Below are 18364 nucleotides of genomic sequence, written 5' to 3' on the forward strand. Positions count from 1 at the left end.
TTTATTACTCTTCAACTTTTTCTTCTATAATTTTTCTAAGCATATAATCTTTCTCAACTTTTACAGATAGTTTTAACTTAACTATCTGTCTAGGGTGAGGAGCTGATTCTATAGGCTCTCCTTCTTCATTGTACATTTCTTCTATTTTAGTAAACATAGTTTCTTTATATGGTCCCATAACTTCTATTTCATCACCAACACACATTTTATTTCTCTGTTCAACTACAATAAGCCCATTTTCATCCTCTGTCTCTCTAACTATACCTATAAAATCATAGTTTCTAACATATGATGCTGATTGATAATTTTGGTCTTCTGTTGTTGGTTTATTCAAGTAAAAACCTGATGTGAAATGTCTATGGCTACCTTTCTTTAACTCTTCCATCCAAATAGGATTAAATTTCCAGTTCTCAGGGTCCTTATAAAATTCATCTATTGCCATTCTATATGCTCTTACAACTGTTGCAACATAATATGATGTCTTCATTCTTCCTTCTATTTTTAAGCTTGTTATACCAGATTTAATTAATTCTGGTATGTATTCTATCATGCACAAATCTTTTGAGTTAAAAAAGAATGTGCCTCTTTCATCTTCATATATAGGGAAATATTCTCCTGGTCTTTTTTCTTCAACTAAATGATATTGCCATCTACAAGATTGAGCACAAGAACCTTTGTTTGCATCTCTTCCAGTCATATAATTACTTATCAAACATCTTCCTGAATAAGAAATACACATAGCTCCATGCATAAAAGCTTCTATATCCATATCTAAAGGTGTCTTAGCTCTTATTTCAGATATTTCATCAAATGATAATTCTCTTGCCACTACAACTCTTTTTATTCCATGTTCATACCAAAAATTGGCACTAAGATAATTAGTTGTATTTGCTTGTGTACTTAAATGTATTTCCATATTTGGAATTACTTTTTTAATTACACTAAGAACACCTGGGTCAGCTATTATAACTGCATCTATTCCTATCTCTTCTAACTCCAATAAATAAGCTTCTAATTGTAGAAAATCTTCATTGTGAGGGATTATATTTACTGTTACAAATACCTTTTTCCCTCTCTCATGTGCAAAATCTACACCTTCTGCCATATCTTCTTTACTAAAGTTTTTTGCAGCAGACCTCATTCCAAAGATTTCTCCACCTATATAAACAGCATCTGCTCCATATGTTATAGCTATTTTTAATCTCTCCAAATCACCTGCTGGAGCTAAAAGTTCAACTTTATTTAATTCCATCTACGTCACCTCTTTTACTTTCTTTATAACTTAATGCTACACCATCTCCTATTGGTATCAATGATGTACTCAAATAATCACAATTACATATATAATCTAAATAATTTCTCATTCTTTTTACTATGGTTTTCTTTCTTCTTACAACAAAATCATCATGTGCAACCATTCCTTTATATAAAATATTATCAGAAACTAATAATCCGCCATCTTTTAGTTTATCTATAACTAAATCAAAGAATAGCTTGTATTGACCTTTTGCTGCATCTATAAATATAAGGTCAAATTCACCTTGGATTTGACTCAATTTTTCTTCTGCATCTCCTTCTAGTATAGTTATGTTATTTTCAAAACCAGCTAATTTTATATTTTCTTTTGCTTTTTCTATCATTTTTTCGCTTCTTTCAACAGTTATTATATCTGCATCTTTTCCTATGATTGTTGCAAAGAAAATAGAGGAATAACCAATTGCACACCCTACTTCTAAAACTCTTTTTGGCTTTTGAATCTTTAATAAAACTTTTAATAAATCTGAAACTTCTTTGTGTATTATAGGAACACTATTTTCCTCAGCATAAATTTCCAAATCTTTTAAAAGTCCTTCTTTTTCCTTTAATGTTACTCTTATATAATCTTCAACCAAGTCATTAACTATATTACTCATAAAAACACTCCCTAAAATAATAAACATTAAAATTTTGTCTTAATTTATTATTTTTTAAATTCATATTGCTCTGTATATTTACACTTTCTTTATTATAAATCTAAGAATAACAATTTTCAATAAAAAAGCCCAACATTATTCTTACCCTGTTAGACTTTTTATAATCATTGTTTATTTTTTGGTATTTTCATTATTTGTTGTTTTTGTATCTTTACCTTGTTTATCTCTCGCTTCCTTGTACTCTTTAACATATTTTAAATGGTCTTGATAGTTTGTACTATAGTTATTTCCTCCATCAATCTTTGCTACAAAATACAAGTAATCTGTTTTATCTGGGTAAAGTGCTGCCTCAATAGATTTTATACCAGGATTTGATATTGGTGTAGGAGGTAATCCTTTGTTTTTGTAACTATTATATGGTGAATCAATTTTTAAATCATTATAAGTTACAATTTTCTTTCTTTCTTCAAATATATATTGTATTGTTGCATCTGATTGAAGAGGCATACCCACTTTAAGTCTATTGTAAAATACACTTGCTATTATTGGTCTATCTTTATCAAGTACAGCTTCTTTTTCAATTATTGAAGCCATCTCCATTACTTCTTGAAGAGTCATCTTTGATTCTTTTTGTTTCTTTTTAAATTTGTCTGTATATTTACTATCAAATACCTTTAACATTTCACTTAAAATATCTTCCTCTGATTGTTTTTTTGAATTAAAATAATAAGTTTCTGGATACAAAAATCCCTCTAAAGAAGTTATTCCATCTTCTTTCAAGAATGTAAACTTGTCATAAAACTCTTTAGGTTTTTTTATTAGATTTTCAAAAGTGGTTTTATCTCCTAAATTTTTATTTACTAATATTGATATAATTTCTTTAGATGTAGAACCTTCTGGAATAGTTACTTTTACACCATCATGATATATTTTTCCTGAAGCTAAAAGGCTTATTATATCATTATTTGAATACGATTGATTAAGTAAATATGTTCCTGATTTTATAGATGGAGCCTTATTACTCACTTTTACTATCAATTTAAACAATAGTTCATTTTTTATTAATTTATTTTCATATAGTATGTCAGATATTTTTCCAACTGATGCTCCACTTGGAATTTCAATAATTACATCTTCTTTGTTATTTTTATCATAAGGACCTATTTGCATAGACACAAATATACCTATCACAACAATTAAAATAACAACTATTAATGCTACTATTTTCAATCTATTTTTTTTAAAATTCATAATATAATCTACTCCTTATGTATATTTGTCCATTTTCTATTATAAAGCTAAGCACTGTAATTTTCAATCATCTTGTCGAATAAACTTATTTATATTATAAAAAAATACTTTAAAATATATTTTTATTATTATATATTTATTACTTCTCAAGCTTTTCAAAAAAATAAAAAGCCTAACACTATTTTTGACATGTTAGGCTTTTTATAATCACTTTTTCTAAAATTTTCTAAAACTTTTTAATTTCATCTTTAGTTACAATACCATATACTAATTTATTTTTTTCTATTTTTTCATCTACAATAGAATATGAATTGACGAATCTATCCTTTGCCAATGTAAGTTTTTTATCATCATCATAGTACATATATGCTAAAACTTCACCTTCTTTTACATAATCTCCAACTTTTTTTTCTAAAATTATTCCTGCTGATAAATCTAGAATATCATCTTTAGTTTCTCTACCAGCTCCAAGAATCATAGCTGATATGCCTATATCTTCTGCTTTAATCTTACTTATATACCCAGATTTATCTGATTTTACTGGATACTTATACTTTGATTCTTTAAATAAAGAATAATCATCAACTATGTCTTTATTTCCACCTTGATTTTCTATAAACTCTTTAAGTTTATCTATAGCTCTACCAGATTTTATTGATTCTCGTATCTTTTCAATACCATCATCAAAATTACATGCGACTTTTGCTAAAACTAGCATATATGCTCCTAAAACTTCACATAATTCAACAAGGTCTTTTGGTCCATTTCCTTTTAAAGTTTCAATTGCTTCTATAACCTCTAAAGAGTTACCAACAGCAAATCCTAAAGGTTCATCCATATCTGTCACAATTCCTATGGTATCTTTATTCATACCAACACCTATATCAACCATAGCCTTTGCCAATTCAAAAGACTCCTCTAAAGTCTTCATGAATGCTCCATTTCCAGTTTTCACATCTAATACGATTGCATCAGCTCCTGAAGCTAGCTTTTTAGACATTACACTAGATGCTATCAATGATATATTATCTACAGTTGCTGTAACATCCCTAAGAGCATATATTTTTTTATCTGCAATTGCTACCTTTGCACTTTGACCACAAACTGCTATTTTATGCTTATTTACAGAATCGATAAATTTGTTTATATCCATTTCTGTAGAAAAACCTGGTATAGCTTCCAATTTATCAATAGTTCCTCCAGTATGTCCAAGACCTCTGCCAGACATTTTTGCAACAGGTGCTCCACATGAAGCAACTAGAGGTATAAGAGCTATTGTAGTCTTATCTCCGACACCACCCGTACTGTGTTTATCTACTTTTATACCCTCGATACCTGATAGCTCTATCATATCACCAGAGTGCATCATTGCTTCTGTAAGATATACAGTCTCTTGTTTATTCATCTTATTTAAATAAACAGACATTAATAGTGCAGAAGCCTGATAGTCAGGTATATCTCCTTTAGAATAATTTTCTATAAAGTAATTTATCTCTTCTTTACTAAGTTCTAAATTATCTCTCTTTTTTTTTATAATATCATACATTCTCATACTTGAAATCTCCATTCTAATCTGTAATAATGTAAATAGATTTTTAAATTTATAAATATATTTATATATTATAATATTATAAAAAACTGTCTCTTATTAGAAATACTTTTCTATATCAAGACAGCTCCTTATTAATTATTTTCAAATTGTACATTGTCTATTTTATAATAAATTTACTTAAATCCTCTATAAATTCTTAACTGTGCTCTTAACTAAGTTCAAAAATTCTGATTTAACTTTTTGAGTAGTTTGTATAACTTCTTCATGACTTAATGGTTGATTTAAAATACCAGCAGCCATATTAGTTATACAAGATATACCAATAACATCAATATTAGAATGTGTTGCTACTATAACTTCTGGAACTGTTGACATTCCAACTGCATCAGCCCCCAATATTTGAGCCATTCTTACTTCTGCTGGTGTTTCATAATTAGGTCCACTAAAGAACATATATACACCTTCTTTTACATCTATATTGTATTCTTTAGCACACTCTTTAACTATATCTACATATTTACAAGAATAGGCATCTGACATATCTGGAAATCTATCTCCAAGTCTATCATCATTTTTTCCTACTAATGGATTACTCCCACTAAAATTTATATGGTCTCTTATAATCATCAAATCCCCTGGTTTAAATTGTTTATTTACGCCACCAGCAGCATTAGTTACTACAAGAATTTCGACTCCAAGAGCTTTCATAACTCTAACTGGAAAAGTAGCTTCTTTTTGAGAATAACCTTCATAATAATGAAATCTTCCCTGCATAGCAATTACTTCTTTTCCTGCAAGCTTTCCAATAACAAGTTGCCCAGCATGTCCTTCTACTGTTGAAACAGGGAAATTTGGAATTTCGCTATATTTAATTATGACAGAATCTTCTATATCATTTGCTAAATCACCAAGTCCAGAACCTAATATTAGACCAATCTTAGGCTTTATATTAATTTTAGAATTTATAAATTTACTACTTTGTTCTATCTTTTCAAACATTCCAATCCCTCCATTCATACTATTAAGCTAATTTTTATTACTTTAATATATTTATCTTCTATTTAATATTTAAAATAAATCTGTTTTAAAACTCACTCCATGTTTAGGCGATTTTACATCCAGTATATCTGCAACAGTTGCTCCAATATCAGCAAAAGTATCTTTTATTCCTAAATTAAATCCTTTTTTAACCTTACTACCATAAATCATTACTGGAATATATTCTCTTGTATGGTCTGTACCTTTATATGTCGGGTCATTTCCATGGTCTGCATTAATTATAAGAATATCGTCTTCTCTCATACTGCTCATTATCTCAGGAAGTCTATTATCAAACTCTTCAAGTGCTTTCTTATATCCTTCTGGGTCTCTTCTATGACCGTATTTTGAATCAAAATCAACAAGGTTTGAATATATCAAGCCTTTATTGTCTTGTTTCATATATTTTAAAGTTTCATCTACTCCATCCATATTACTTTTAGTATGAATAGCTTCTGTAATTCCTTTACCATTAAAAATATCTTCTATTTTTCCAACAGCTAAAACTTCAAGACCTGATTCTTTTATATTATCAAGTACAGTTGGTTCAAATGGGTCTAGTGAATAATCTCTTCTATTTGAAGTTCTAACAAATTCACCTGTTTTTTTACCTATAAATGGTCTAGCAATTACTCTAGCAACTGCATTATCACCCATCATTATTTCTCTAGCTATTTTACACATACTGTACAACTCTTCTAATGGAATCACTTCTTCATTAGCTGCTATTTGAAATACACTATCAGCTGAAGTATATACTATTACATCTCCAGTTTTTATTTGATGTTCTCCATATTCATCAATTATCACAGTACCTGAAGCTGGCTTATTTCCTACTACTTTTCTTCCAGTTTTTTTCTCAAAATCTTCTATAATTTCTTTTGAAAATCCATGCTCAAATGTTTTAAAGGGTTTATCAACTATTATCCCAGTCATTTCCCAGTGACCAGTAGTAGTATCTTTTCCTTGAGACATTTCCTTACATTTTCCAAAACATCCTATTGGCTCTTTTTCATCTTCAAAAAAATCTACACCATCTATATTTCCTATACCTAATTTTCTCATATTAGGAATTTGTATATCTGGATATTCTTTAAATATATTTCCAAGAGTACTTACATCCTTACTGTCTCCAAAATTTTCAGCATCAGGTAATGCTCCTATTCCAACACTATCAATTACAATCCAAATTACTCTGCTCATATAAATATGCTCCTTTTAAATTATAAAATTTGCTATACAGTCTATTTAGCTTCTACTTTTTGTAACTCTATATCAATATCATTTCTAGGATGTTTTTCTTTTATTTCTCTTCTCACGTTTTTATCTATGTGGTTTAAATATACTTGTAAACTAGACAAATTAACATTTCCTAAGATTTTACTTACAACAGCAATGTTAGCACCTTCATTCAAAAGGTGAATCGCAAATGAATGTCTAAGCATTGTAGGATTTATGTTTTTATCTATATTAGCTAAATTAGAATATTTTTTTATAACTTTCCAAAGACCTTGTCGTGTAAACCTTTGTCCTAATGAACTTACAAATAATGACTTTTCACCTTCTACAGCTATTTTAGGTCTTGCTTCTTTTAAATATTTCTCTAAATAAAGTTTTGTAATATCACAGAGTGGTATAACTCTTTGACTTTTACAACATGAACTACAATATATATAGTCAATATCCAAGTCAACATCGTCTACATTCATATCTACTAGTTCTGATACTTTTATACCTGTACCATATAATACTTCAAAAATAGCCTTGTCCCTAATTAATTTAGGTGTTGTTAACTTAGGAAAATTTAATAATCTTTCAATTTCTTCTTCTGTAAGTATATTTATATTTTCTTTTTTTACCTTAGGTTTTTTTATATCCTTTGCAGGATTATTTGTACATACATGATTTAAAAATAAATAATCATGAAAAGATTTTATAGATGATATCATCCTTGCTATTGTAGCTATTGATACATTATCTTTTTCCAACTTTATTAAATAACTTATAATATCATTTTCTACTATATCTACTAGTTTAATGCTTTTTTGATTTATATATTCCATATATTTTTTTATATCCATAAAGTATGATGCCACTGTGTTTTCTGATAATTTTTTTTTATCTTTTATGTAATCTATATATTCCTCTATAATATCCATTATAAACTCCTTTATTTAACTAGGAACTTAATAATACCAATACTTACAGTATTTAATATTAATTGCAACCCCAATGATAGTGCTATTATAATTATAATATTTAGTATATACCTCTTAATTAAAAACTGCATATTTCTTCTATTTTTCTTTTTAAATTCATAAACCATCTCTTTAAAATAGCTTAAACTAATTAATGTTAATATGATTGCACATGGAATAATAATCAAATTTTTAAATAATATTATTAAAATCATTTTTGCACTCTTAAGTTTTAATGCCAATATAAAACTATTTATTGTATATCCAATTGACATTCCCTTTAACACAAAAATTACTAATACTGCTGGAATTGTTACTACAAATAGGCTTAATAGAGCTATCGAGCCCATAAATATTGTATCTGACTTTAAATTTTGTAGAACTGTATCTTTTACATTTATATTCAGATTATAATACTCTACAGCAGGATTTATATTGTTTAAAATATTATCACTAGAACCTGGTAATATTTTATTTATATAGGACCCAATAACAATAGACATCATAAACAACAATCCTATAATAATTATTTGTCTATTTAATTCTCTAAAATCATTTTTTCTATATGTTTTTCTCAATTTTATTCCCCCTTGTCCTTTATAAAATAATATGCTGTAGGACAAGGGGTTATTCATTTTTATGAATATTAATTTTTAAACATATCTTTTACTAATAATAATCCAATAGAAGTTTTTGCATCCTCAACGTCATTTTTTAATACCATATTATAGGCTTCTTCAAGCTCAACTTCGTAAACATCTAAAAATTCATCTGCATCTAAATTATTTTCTCCTGGAGTAAGACCTGTTGCCAAATATACAAACATTATCTCATTAGAAAAACCTGCTGAAGTGAAAAATTTATGTATTAGTTTAATATTTTTTGCACTATATCCAGTTTCTTCTTTTAACTCCCTCTCAGCACATTCTTTGGGACTTTCATTTTTTTCTAGCTTACCAGCTGGAATTTCAAAAATTGGTTTTTCTATAGGTTTTCTAAATTGCTTCACTAATACAACTTTATTATCATCTGTAATTGCAACTATTCCTACTGCACCACCAACTTCTACTAATTCCCTTTTTTGATATCCTTGTCCTGGAATTTCAACAGTATCGACCTTTAAAGTAATTACCTTACCTGTATAAACTCTATCACTACTAATAGTTTTTTCTTCTAATACCATCTTAAACCTCCATTAAGTAATATGCTGCTGTACTTGCAGCTTTAAAAAATGCCTCATCTTGCTCATAATTTCTTCCCATACTTTTTACTTTTAGATTAAAATAGTCTAAATCCTCTTTCGTTTTATTATTATCTATATAAATTATATTATGCTTTTTATCTAAACCACTAGATTTAACTTGTTCTTTTATAAATTTTAATTTTTCATCATCATATATAGTTATTGGTATATCTATATTTACATTTACAATTTCTTCAAATACAGTCATACTATGATGTGAAATACCTTGATGTCTTTCTCGTTTGTCAGCAAAACTAATTCTTGGAATTGCTATTGCTCTTCCTCCAAGCTTTATTACAGCATCAAGAATTGGACCTTGTTCAATTCCTGTAAATCCATATTTAGTACCTGTACCAGCTATTCCTGGCCCCATACTTACAAATACTACATCAGCTTTTAATATTTCTTTTGCTGTAATCAATGCAGTGTATATATTTATACACTCATAGTCTCCCCCAAATGCATTTCCTATAGTTATTGTACTATCTATTAATTTTTTTCCTTTTAAAGTATCTACATTTTTACTTAAATAAATTGGAAGAGATGCCCCGTCAGTCATTATATATACTAATTTCTTATTAGGGTTATTTCTTTTAAATGAAGCTGCAAATGGAGTTAACATGCTATGAAGAGTCCCTACTACAACAGGAAGGTCTTCTAACTCTGTAAAATCACCAAATTTATCATGATAAATGCTTTCTTGTTCCTCAACAGAATCTACCTTTATTTGAAGTGGTGTATATCTAAGTTTCATTATATGACCACCTTCAATTAAACTAGATTCTAAATTGTTTAAATTAGTTATTACAAAATGGTATCCACCAGTTCCTAGACTTAGCTCTACTGCTGTTGTATTTAAAACTACTTCGTCTCCTATATCTACTACCCCAGATAGTTTTGGATAATTATATGCTCTTTGTATTTCTCCATTTATATTTACTCTTATATCATCCAGCGTTTCAGTTTGACTTACAATTGATTCAACAATCCCCACTCTTTTGCTTATCATAATGCTACCTTCCCAACTTATCTATAAAATTTAATAATTTATTTTTTTCTATTATTTTAGTCAATGAGTATTTTTCAGTAAATATATGCATAATAACTACAAATATTAACCATCCCAGTCTGATATTAAATGGATATCCAAAAGAAATTAGAATTCCAATAGACATTCCAAGAACATTTGAACCAGTATCTCCCATCATTGCTCTTGCCTTTAAATCATAATTAAAGTATGCAAGCACATTTGGAACTATAAGTAGTGGAAGAACTTGAATAAATCCTGTCAATGTTAAAAATACAATCACCATTATAAATAAATATGCTTTTATTGCTCTTCCTGGTCTTAAATCTAAAAGATTCATTAAATTGGTTGATAGAGCTATTATTAATGTATTTACTATTATATCTATTATGTCTTTTGATATAGACACAGAAACTATAAGTCCTACAAATCCACCAAACAATGCCTTAAAGCCTCCAGTTGTAAGACTTCCCTTGAATAAACTTTTAAAGTGACCTTTTAGACCACTTACATCTCTATTTCCAATAACATCATCTAGTATTCCTGCAAAAAACATGGATATCATGCCAAACATAAACATAAATATATATGCTAAATCTATATATTCTGTAGTAAAAAATGCAAGTATTATTCCATTAATCACAAGCATAGGTAAAAATACAATTCCCATACTTACTGGTATCATATCTTTTTTGTAGTTTGGTCTAAGTATATTTCCATTTATCAATAAATTTTTAAATAGTGGTATTGCAGCATAGGTTCCAAATAATCCTGTTAATAATAAAATGGTATAAAGTATATAATCTTTCACTAAGATATTACCTCCATTCTTTCTTTTTTTGTCCTAAAACCTTTTTTATATGATAATACTGCTTACCTCTATGAACAAATCCTTTTAAATTTCTGCCAGTTTCATTATGAGTCATGTTTACTAATACTTCTTTAATTTTAAAACCATACTTTAGTATATCAATCGTCATTCCAACTTCAACACCATATCCAAAAGGTATTTCATCAAATTTTTCTAAAACTTCTCTTTTAAATATTCTTTGACCTGACAGAGTTGCATCTAGCTCAACTCCTGTCATCTCAAAAACAGAATTTTTAGCTAAACCTTTTACAAATCCCAGACCTCCTTTTTTCTTTGCAGGAGGAAACTTTGCTATAGTAACATCGGCTTCACCATTTAATATTGGTACAATTAATTTTTCGATTTCTTTAGCAGAACTGCCTAAATCTCCATCCAAAAATCCTATAATATTTGCACTTTTCATTGATACTTTAAGCCCATAGTTTAAAGCATATCCTTTACCTCTGTTTTTATCTAACTTAAAAAATTTAATCTTTTCATTCTTTAATTCAGATACAACCTTAGCAGTATTATCTGTTGAACCATCATCTACAACTACTATTTCATTTATTTCTTTAATTCCAACTATACTTTCTAATGTATAGTTTATTCTACTTTCTTCATTATAAGCTGGTATTATTATACTTATATAAGAATCCATTTTTTCTCTCCTTAAAATTATTTCTATTTAATAGATGGCAACAATGAAGTTGCAGTATCTAATCTACCAAAATTACCAACTATATTACCTTGTTGTAAAAGCATAGCTAGAGATACACTTCCTACACCCTCATCGATATTATCTATAGTTGCAACTTTATTTTTAGAATATAATTCTACATAAGAAGTTTTAACTCCTGTATTTTGAACTTCTACTAAATATTTATTTTCTGATTTTATTTTTGAAACTAAAAATTTTTCTATTTTGTCAAATTGTTTTGTCTTATCTTTTGCATCATTTCCACCAGCGATTACAACAGATTCATATTTTAGATATGTGTCACCAATAGAGTTAAATTTTATTACATCTAGTTCTTGAAGATATGTTAAAATGTCACTTGCATCTTCCTTTTTCAAAGTATCAATTATATAATTAACTGCATCATTTGTATTTTTAATTTCTGCACCTAATTTACTTGAGATTTCTTTTAATTTTTCTGGATTTGTTATATTTTCTTTTAACACTATGTTAAATGCAACACTACCATTAGACTTGTTTATTATATCTTCTATATTTTTTGTATAATCATCATTTTCATTAGCTGATATTATTCCTATACTTTTTCCACTTAATGAACCAATTAAAACCTTGTCCACATTTTTATTTATAAAATTAATTGCTTCTTCATAATCTTTATTTACCTTTGCTAAATCTACATCAAGTTTATCATTTTTTTCTTTTAAAATATTAAATTTATCATCTAAGTCATTTATTATATTTGCTTGTTGCTCACTTAATTGTTGATTATTATTTAAATTAAATCCTACTAACATGCCTATACCCAAAGCTATAAATATAGCACCAATAGTGACTATATAATATTTCATATTAATATGCATATTTATCCTCCTAAAATTTACATCTGTAATAATACTTTAAATTTCAATTGCATTAACTGTATAAATTGTTGAACTCCTGGTGACAATGATGCAACTACCAACACAGGAAATAAGGCTGTTGCTATTAATGCCCATATGTACTTTATCTTTAGCTTACTTCTATATAACAAGTTAACTCCTTTAGCATCTATAAGCTTAGAACCTATCTTTAGTCTAACTAAAAAAGTACTTGCCATTCCCTTTCTTCCTTTCTCAAGGAAATCAATCATATTTGAATGTGTACCCACTGCTACTATTAACTCTGCTTTATACTCATATGCAATAAGCATAGCTATATCTTCACTAGTTCCTGGTGCAGGAAATACAACTGCATCTAAACCTAGTTCTTGAACTCTCTTAAGGCCTGGCGCTCTACCATCTGTATAAGCATGTACTACTATTTCACTAGCTTTTTTTAAAGCTTCATCGCTTACACTATCCATGTCTCCTACAATTACATCTGGAGTATATCCAAACTCAATTAAAGCATCTGCGCCTCCATCAACACCAACTAGAACAGGTTTTACCTCTTCTATGTATGAAAGCATTGTACTTAAATCTTCTTTATAGTCCTGACCTCTTACAACTATTAATACATGCTTATTTGCATAATTAGTTTGTACTTTTGGAATTTCTACTTCACCAAGTATAAATCCTTTTTCTTTTTTAGCATAATCTATAGTATTGTCTATAAATCTATCTAATTCTACGGCTAAGTTTTCATAAGCAGCCTTTATTTGATACGAAACTTCATACTTATCTAAAACTTCACCTGCACCTAAAAATTGTCCTTCTCTATATATCTTTCCATCTATAACTTCTATAGTCTGTCCTTCTTTTAATTCTTCAAATAATTCTTCTCCAATATTATCAATTATTAAGATATTATTCTCAGTTAATATTCCTGGACCTTTATTAGGATATCTACCACTTATAGAAGGCGCCGCATTTATGACAAGTTTTATTTTGGCTTCTACCAAAGAGTTTGCAGCAACTTCATCTATGTCTATATGATTTATAACTGCTATTTCCCCACTTTCAACTCTTTTAGCAAGCTTTTTAGTTTTTCGATCTACTTTTATAGGGGCCTCGACTCTCATTTTTAAACCTCCACTATCATTATTAAAATCACATTATATTATAGCATTACTTAACAATAAAATAAATGTTTTAAGTTTGTCCTACATCTTTAATCCTTATAACACTATATTTTATGATTTTTTTATTTAATTTTTTTTACAATATACTTTAAAAATTAATGTTTCAACTTGTTAAAGTATATTTTTATATTAAAAAACAAATCAGCATTAATCTACAATTGACAAAGGTACATACTATGGCCATAGTATAATAAAATTATATTAAACAAATAATAAAGAAAAAATAAAGTTTTTATTATATATTAAAACAGCAAAACGGTATAACCCTATTGGTTATACCGTTTTGCTGTTTGTAATGCATATTTATTGCCAATACCTTTATTAAAAGGTCTTACTTTTTCTGTCTATTTATTTAACCATACTATGTTCTAATCTTAATTTATCAGCAATCATTGCTATAAATTCTGAATTAGTTGGTTTTCCTTTAGTATTGTGTACCGTATATCCAAATAGTTGATTTATTGTGTCAACTTTTCCTCTACTCCATGCAACTTCTATAGCATGTCTTATTGCTCTCTCAACTCTACTTGGTGTTGTATTGAATTTTTTAGCTATACTTGGATATAACTCTTTTGTTACTGCACCTAAAAGTTCAACATTCTCAATGACCATTTTTATAGCTTCTCTTAGATATAAATATCCTTTTATATGAGCTGGTACTCCTATTTCATGTATTATATTCGTGATTTCTGTTTCTATGTTACCTACATTTTTAACAAAATCACTTCTTGTCATTTGAGTTTCTTGAACTGGTCTAGGCTTTGGCTCTACTTGAGTAACTCTATTAGAAACTAGTTCTCTAATTCTGTTTATAAACACAACAAAATCAAACGGCTTTACTATGTAGTAATCTGCTCCTAGATTTATTGCGCTTTGAGTTATCTTATCTTGACCTACTGCTGATAGTACTATTATTTTTGGCATTTTAGGTATATCCATAGTATTTAATTTTTCAATTACACCTAATCCATCCAGATGCGGCATTATTACGTCTAATATTAATAAATCTGGTTGTGTCTTTTTTACTAAATCTAATGCTTCAATCCCATCTTTAGCTATGCCTAATATTTCGATATCATCCTCATTAGACAAATACTCTTTTAATACCTGACAAAAATCCTTATTGTCGTCTGCTAAAACTATTTTGATTTTTTCCACTAAAAATCCCCCCATTAAAAAACATCTTCTTATTACAGAAAACTAAACTTTTTACACAAATTGCTTCCTAATTATCTACTCTAAAGCATATTCGACACTTCAAAATTATATTCCTCCTAGATAAGTGATAAAATAATAAAATTTTTTAATGCCTCACCTACAATTTTATCATTTCATCTATAAAAATACCATATCCTTTTTTCGGATTATCTCTAAAAACATGAGTTATTGCACCAATAATTTTATTATTTTGTATTATTGGAGCCCCACTCATCCCTTGTACAATCCCCCCTGTGTATTCCAATAACTTATCATCTACAACTTTTATTACCATATCTCTATAATTTCCTTTATCATATACTATACTTTCTATTTTTATATCATAGCTTGTTATATTTTTGTTTTTGTCTTCAAAAAGAATTATTGCATCCCCTATTTTTACATCTTGAGGTCTTCCAACCTCAATTAATTGTAATTCTTTATTTGCTAAATTAAATTCTTTATTTTGTTTTTCTGTAATATTACCACTTATACCTAATTCTGAGTTATTCGAAAAATTTCCCATCAGATTACCATCATTAAAATCCCCTTTTATTCTACCTACTTTTTCATTACTGGCTTTTACTATTTTTAGTTTTTCTGGTTTATATATATAGCCTTGCTTAATCTTTAATAGTTCATTAGTGTCCGAATCTTTTATAGCATGACCAATTGCTTTAAATTTTTCCATATTAGGGTCATAAAAAGTCATAGTTCCAATTCCAGATATCTTATCTCTTACCCATAATCCAAGTTTATAATTACCATTTTCTTTTTTAGTTTCTATTGTCTCTGTTTTATATTTATTTTTTCTTTCAAAAGTCACTTCTATTTTACTTTTTTTAGCTTCATTTAAAATCTTTGATACATCCTGACTATCTTTTATTTTTTTATTATCTATTTTTACTATATTGTCGCCAATCTGTATGCCTCCAATATAATCTACATCCTCTTCCTCATATCCTAAAACCAATACACCATCTGTATTTGCTTTCACTCCAATTATATTTCCAAGTGGATATACATATTTTTTATCATGATTCTTAATTGTAAAAGTTTCTATTGGGGTCTCATTATTCGTATTACAATTTTTATTTTGAAAAATTATAACCATCATAAAAATCGATACAGCTCCTAATATTATCCAAATATTTTTGAAATTCTTATTTATTTTGTTCATATATTCATCTACTCCTATGCTGTATTATTATGTATTTATAATTCCTTTATCGTAAAAATTTATTCATTTAAAAACCTCGTTGTATATCTTACTAAGTGCTTTTTAGCCTATAATATGGTAGTATTATATTGTAGTAAAAAGTTTGAAGGGTGGTAATATTTTGAAATTAAATGTAAGAATTGCAGACATAAATAATTGGCATGATTTAGTCAATTTGTCTGTAGATAAAAATCAATTAGATTATATAGAAAGCAATGCACTTTCTATTGCTGAGTCTAAGTTTATAACAGCTTGGATACCTGTTGGAATATATGATGACAATATACTGATAGGATTTGCTATGTATGGTCGCCTAGAAGATGACAGAGTTTGGCTTGATAGATTCATGATTGACTCAAAGTATCAAGGCAAAGGGTATGGAAAAGCATCCTTAAATTTCCTTATAAATCATCTTAAAAATGAATATAATAGCAATGAGTTATACCTTAGTATATTCGATAACAACAAAATGGCTATTGGACTTTACAAAAGCTTTGGATTTGAGTTTAATGGAGAACTTGACTATGGTGGAGAAAAGGTAATGGTATTAAAATTTAATTGATATTAACAAAAATATATATCTATCAAGGAGGTGAAGTCATTATATAAATATATTTATATAATGATAAACAAAATGACTCAAAATGTAATTTTAAAATTTGTTGAAGCAAATGATTTAGAAAATCTTGAAAATGTAAAGATTTTATTTAATGAATATTCAAATTCATTGAATATAGATTTGTGTTTCCAAGACTTTAATAATGAATTAAAAACACTTCCAGGAAAATATGAAAAACCTTCAGGTTCATTAATACTAGCATTTGTTGATGAAAATTTAGCAGGTTGTGTTGCATTAAAAAAACTTGAAGATAAAGTATGTGAATTAAAAAGGTTATATGTAAGAGATAAATTTAGAGGACTTAAAATAGGAAAAATATTATTAGAAGAAATCGTAGAAGAAGCTAAAAAGATTGGATATACATATATGAGACTAGATACTCTTCCAAGCATGAAAAGTGCTCAAGGTTTATACGAAAAAATTGGTTTTTATGATATAGACCCTTACACTTATAATCCAATTGAAGGGGCTAGATACATGGAGTTAAAATTATAAATAAAAAAATAGAGTATAAATAAAATTATATATATTTTATTTATACTCTATTTTACTGATTAAATTATTTTGAATATATTTATTTCTCTAAGTCTTCCAAACCAATACTTATATCTTCAGTTATATCTTTTATATATTCTACGCCATTATTGTATGTAAGCTTTGCTTTAATATAAATTATATCATCAATATCCTTTTTAGGAAAAGTAGCCTCATAATTTACTTGCTTTCTATCTATATTATCATCTTCACTATCATTTGATACTTTATCAGACTTCGCTTTATATACAGTATCTCCTTTACCTTCATTTACAATAATATCTACATTTTTTAACTTGATATTATTATAAACTTTATTTTTTGATTTTTCACTTTCATGATTAAATAGATTGCTGTTTTCCAATATTTCAATAAAGTATTCCTTGTTGTCCCTTATTCCATAATTAAATACAGGTGGTTCAGGCATATAATCAGACTTAGTCAATTTTTGAATATCTGAGCTTTCAGATATTGTACCACTTGTAACTACTTTATAATCATATTCACTACCTGTAGTTATTTTTATTTCACAAATATATGATAATTCTCCATGCTTTGTCATCTCAATCTCATTCCATTTATCACTATCTGCTTTATACATAAAGAAAACTTTTCCATCCTTACCAAGTTTACTCAACTGTGTATCCACATCAATTACACATTCGTCTTTTTCTAATTTTTTAACTTTTAAATTAATGCTTTTTGTTATATAACTTTTGGACATTTCCTCATTAATTGTATTGCTAACGTCTGACTTAGTATTCATAATTTCTCGTGATAAATAATCTAATTTATCATTAGAAGTGTTAAGATTATTTTTGATACTATTAATAGCTAATAAAATATACCCTAATACTATAATAACTATTATTATAAAAATTAAGTACATAGTATTTTTTTTATTCATTTAATATCCCCCCACTACTACCTTAATACATAATATTATACTCAAAAACTTAAAATT

19 protein-coding genes are annotated in these 18364 nt (G+C 27.7%); 2 read left to right on the top strand and 17 right to left on the bottom strand.

Annotated features, from left to right (window positions below; all coding sequences use genetic code 11):
* Positions 1-4: 4 nt before the first annotated feature.
* The 16 genes from KGF52_RS11400 to KGF52_RS11475 all read right to left on the bottom strand — a co-directional run bounded on the left by KGF52_RS11400 (position 5) and on the right by KGF52_RS11475 (position 16208).
* On the bottom strand, positions 5-1252 hold the full coding sequence (locus KGF52_RS11400; protein WP_227840273.1) for a peptidase U32 family protein: 1248 nt from the start codon (positions 1250-1252) through the stop codon (positions 5-7).
* The gene (locus KGF52_RS11405; protein WP_227827135.1) at positions 1239-1913 is read right to left on the bottom strand and encodes an O-methyltransferase; all 675 of its coding nucleotides are present in this window, start codon (positions 1911-1913) and stop codon (positions 1239-1241) included. The genes KGF52_RS11400 and KGF52_RS11405 overlap by 14 nt, the downstream gene beginning before the upstream one ends.
* Positions 1914-2084: 171 nt before the next feature.
* Positions 2085-3164: an endolytic transglycosylase MltG gene (gene mltG, locus KGF52_RS11410; protein ID WP_227840274.1), complete on the bottom strand. Its 1080-nt coding sequence runs from the start codon at positions 3162-3164 to the stop codon at positions 2085-2087.
* 226 nt (positions 3165-3390) lie between these two features.
* Entirely contained in the window at positions 3391-4716 is a 1326-nt protein-coding gene (locus KGF52_RS11415; protein ID WP_227840275.1) for a pyrimidine-nucleoside phosphorylase, read from the bottom strand.
* A 186-nt stretch (positions 4717-4902) separates the two neighbouring features.
* Entirely contained in the window at positions 4903-5715 is an 813-nt protein-coding gene (locus tag KGF52_RS11420) for a purine-nucleoside phosphorylase (RefSeq protein ID WP_227840276.1), read from the bottom strand.
* A gap of 69 nt (positions 5716-5784) precedes the next feature.
* Positions 5785-6957: a phosphopentomutase gene (locus tag KGF52_RS11425; protein WP_227840277.1), complete on the bottom strand. Its 1173-nt coding sequence runs from the start codon at positions 6955-6957 to the stop codon at positions 5785-5787.
* A 41-nt stretch (positions 6958-6998) separates the two neighbouring features.
* Positions 6999-7913: a tyrosine-type recombinase/integrase gene (locus KGF52_RS11430; RefSeq protein WP_227827130.1), complete on the bottom strand. Its 915-nt coding sequence runs from the start codon at positions 7911-7913 to the stop codon at positions 6999-7001.
* Positions 7914-7924: 11 nt separating this feature from the next.
* Positions 7925-8530, bottom strand: coding sequence for a stage II sporulation protein M (locus KGF52_RS11435; protein ID WP_227840278.1), 606 nt, complete (start codon positions 8528-8530; stop codon positions 7925-7927).
* A 68-nt stretch (positions 8531-8598) separates the two neighbouring features.
* Positions 8599-9135, bottom strand: coding sequence for an NUDIX hydrolase (locus KGF52_RS11440; RefSeq protein ID WP_227434140.1), 537 nt, complete (start codon positions 9133-9135; stop codon positions 8599-8601).
* Between the two features lies 1 nt (position 9136).
* The gene (locus tag KGF52_RS11445; RefSeq protein WP_227840279.1) at positions 9137-10204 is read right to left on the bottom strand and encodes a DUF3866 family protein; all 1068 of its coding nucleotides are present in this window, start codon (positions 10202-10204) and stop codon (positions 9137-9139) included.
* A gap of 4 nt (positions 10205-10208) precedes the next feature.
* Positions 10209-11033 (bottom strand): glycosyl transferase, encoded by an 825-nt coding sequence (locus KGF52_RS11450; protein ID WP_227840280.1) that lies wholly within the window; start codon positions 11031-11033, stop codon positions 10209-10211.
* A 7-nt stretch (positions 11034-11040) separates the two neighbouring features.
* Entirely contained in the window at positions 11041-11733 is a 693-nt protein-coding gene (locus KGF52_RS11455; protein ID WP_227827126.1) for a glycosyltransferase family 2 protein, read from the bottom strand.
* Between the two features lie 23 nt (positions 11734-11756).
* Entirely contained in the window at positions 11757-12632 is an 876-nt protein-coding gene (locus tag KGF52_RS11460; protein ID WP_227827125.1) for a copper transporter, read from the bottom strand.
* 17 nt (positions 12633-12649) lie between these two features.
* On the bottom strand, positions 12650-13771 hold the full coding sequence (gene steA / locus KGF52_RS11465; RefSeq protein WP_227827124.1) for a putative cytokinetic ring protein SteA: 1122 nt from the start codon (positions 13769-13771) through the stop codon (positions 12650-12652).
* Between the two features lie 408 nt (positions 13772-14179).
* Complete coding sequence (gene spo0A / locus KGF52_RS11470) at positions 14180-15004, bottom strand: sporulation transcription factor Spo0A (protein WP_227827123.1); 825 nt, start codon at positions 15002-15004, stop codon at positions 14180-14182.
* Between the two features lie 142 nt (positions 15005-15146).
* Positions 15147-16208 (bottom strand): SpoIVB peptidase S55 domain-containing protein, encoded by a 1062-nt coding sequence (locus tag KGF52_RS11475; protein ID WP_227840281.1) that lies wholly within the window; start codon positions 16206-16208, stop codon positions 15147-15149.
* A gap of 160 nt (positions 16209-16368) precedes the next feature.
* On the opposite strand from KGF52_RS11475, the gene KGF52_RS11480 reads away from it, so the two are divergent.
* A complete protein-coding gene (locus KGF52_RS11480) occupies positions 16369-16809 on the top strand; it encodes a GNAT family N-acetyltransferase (RefSeq protein ID WP_227840282.1) in 441 nt (146 codons plus the stop codon).
* Between the two features lie 72 nt (positions 16810-16881).
* A complete protein-coding gene (locus KGF52_RS11485; protein WP_227840283.1) occupies positions 16882-17361 on the top strand; it encodes a GNAT family N-acetyltransferase in 480 nt (159 codons plus the stop codon).
* A 79-nt stretch (positions 17362-17440) separates the two neighbouring features.
* Here the strand turns inward: KGF52_RS11485 and KGF52_RS11490 are convergent, their stop codons facing one another.
* Positions 17441-18307: a hypothetical protein gene (locus KGF52_RS11490; RefSeq protein WP_227840284.1), complete on the bottom strand. Its 867-nt coding sequence runs from the start codon at positions 18305-18307 to the stop codon at positions 17441-17443.
* Between the last annotated feature and the right edge of the window lie 57 nt (positions 18308-18364).

This window comes from Clostridioides sp. ZZV15-6597 (genome assembly GCF_020657815.1).
GTDB lineage: Bacteria > Bacillota > Clostridia > Peptostreptococcales > Peptostreptococcaceae > Clostridioides.

Bases quoted from the DNA above. Each gene is read 5' to 3' on its own strand.
- KGF52_RS11485 (WP_227840283.1), top strand. From the start codon at position 16,882: ATGACTCAAAATGTAATTTTAAAATTTGTTGAAGCAAATGATTTAGAA.
- KGF52_RS11405 (WP_227827135.1), bottom strand. From the start codon at position 1,913: ATGAGTAATATAGTTAATGACTTGGTTGAAGATTATATAAGAGTAACA.
- KGF52_RS11440 (WP_227434140.1), bottom strand. From the start codon at position 9,135: ATGGTATTAGAAGAAAAAACTATTAGTAGTGATAGAGTTTATACAGGT.
- KGF52_RS11490 (WP_227840284.1), bottom strand. From the start codon at position 18,307: ATGAATAAAAAAAATACTATGTACTTAATTTTTATAATAATAGTTATT.
- KGF52_RS11460 (WP_227827125.1), bottom strand. From the start codon at position 12,632: ATGCATATTAATATGAAATATTATATAGTCACTATTGGTGCTATATTT.
- KGF52_RS11425 (WP_227840277.1), bottom strand. From the start codon at position 6,957: ATGAGCAGAGTAATTTGGATTGTAATTGATAGTGTTGGAATAGGAGCA.
- KGF52_RS11455 (WP_227827126.1), bottom strand. From the start codon at position 11,733: ATGGATTCTTATATAAGTATAATAATACCAGCTTATAATGAAGAAAGT.
- KGF52_RS11415 (WP_227840275.1), bottom strand. From the start codon at position 4,716: ATGAGAATGTATGATATTATAAAAAAAAAGAGAGATAATTTAGAACTT.
- spo0A (WP_227827123.1), bottom strand. From the start codon at position 15,004: ATGGGGGGATTTTTAGTGGAAAAAATCAAAATAGTTTTAGCAGACGAC.
- KGF52_RS11445 (WP_227840279.1), bottom strand. From the start codon at position 10,204: ATGATAAGCAAAAGAGTGGGGATTGTTGAATCAATTGTAAGTCAAACT.
- steA (WP_227827124.1), bottom strand. From the start codon at position 13,771: ATGAGAGTCGAGGCCCCTATAAAAGTAGATCGAAAAACTAAAAAGCTT.
- KGF52_RS11430 (WP_227827130.1), bottom strand. From the start codon at position 7,913: ATGGATATTATAGAGGAATATATAGATTACATAAAAGATAAAAAAAAA.
- KGF52_RS11420 (WP_227840276.1), bottom strand. From the start codon at position 5,715: ATGTTTGAAAAGATAGAACAAAGTAGTAAATTTATAAATTCTAAAATT.
- KGF52_RS11400 (WP_227840273.1), bottom strand. From the start codon at position 1,252: ATGGAATTAAATAAAGTTGAACTTTTAGCTCCAGCAGGTGATTTGGAG.
- mltG (WP_227840274.1), bottom strand. From the start codon at position 3,164: ATGAATTTTAAAAAAAATAGATTGAAAATAGTAGCATTAATAGTTGTT.
- KGF52_RS11475 (WP_227840281.1), bottom strand. From the start codon at position 16,208: ATGAACAAAATAAATAAGAATTTCAAAAATATTTGGATAATATTAGGA.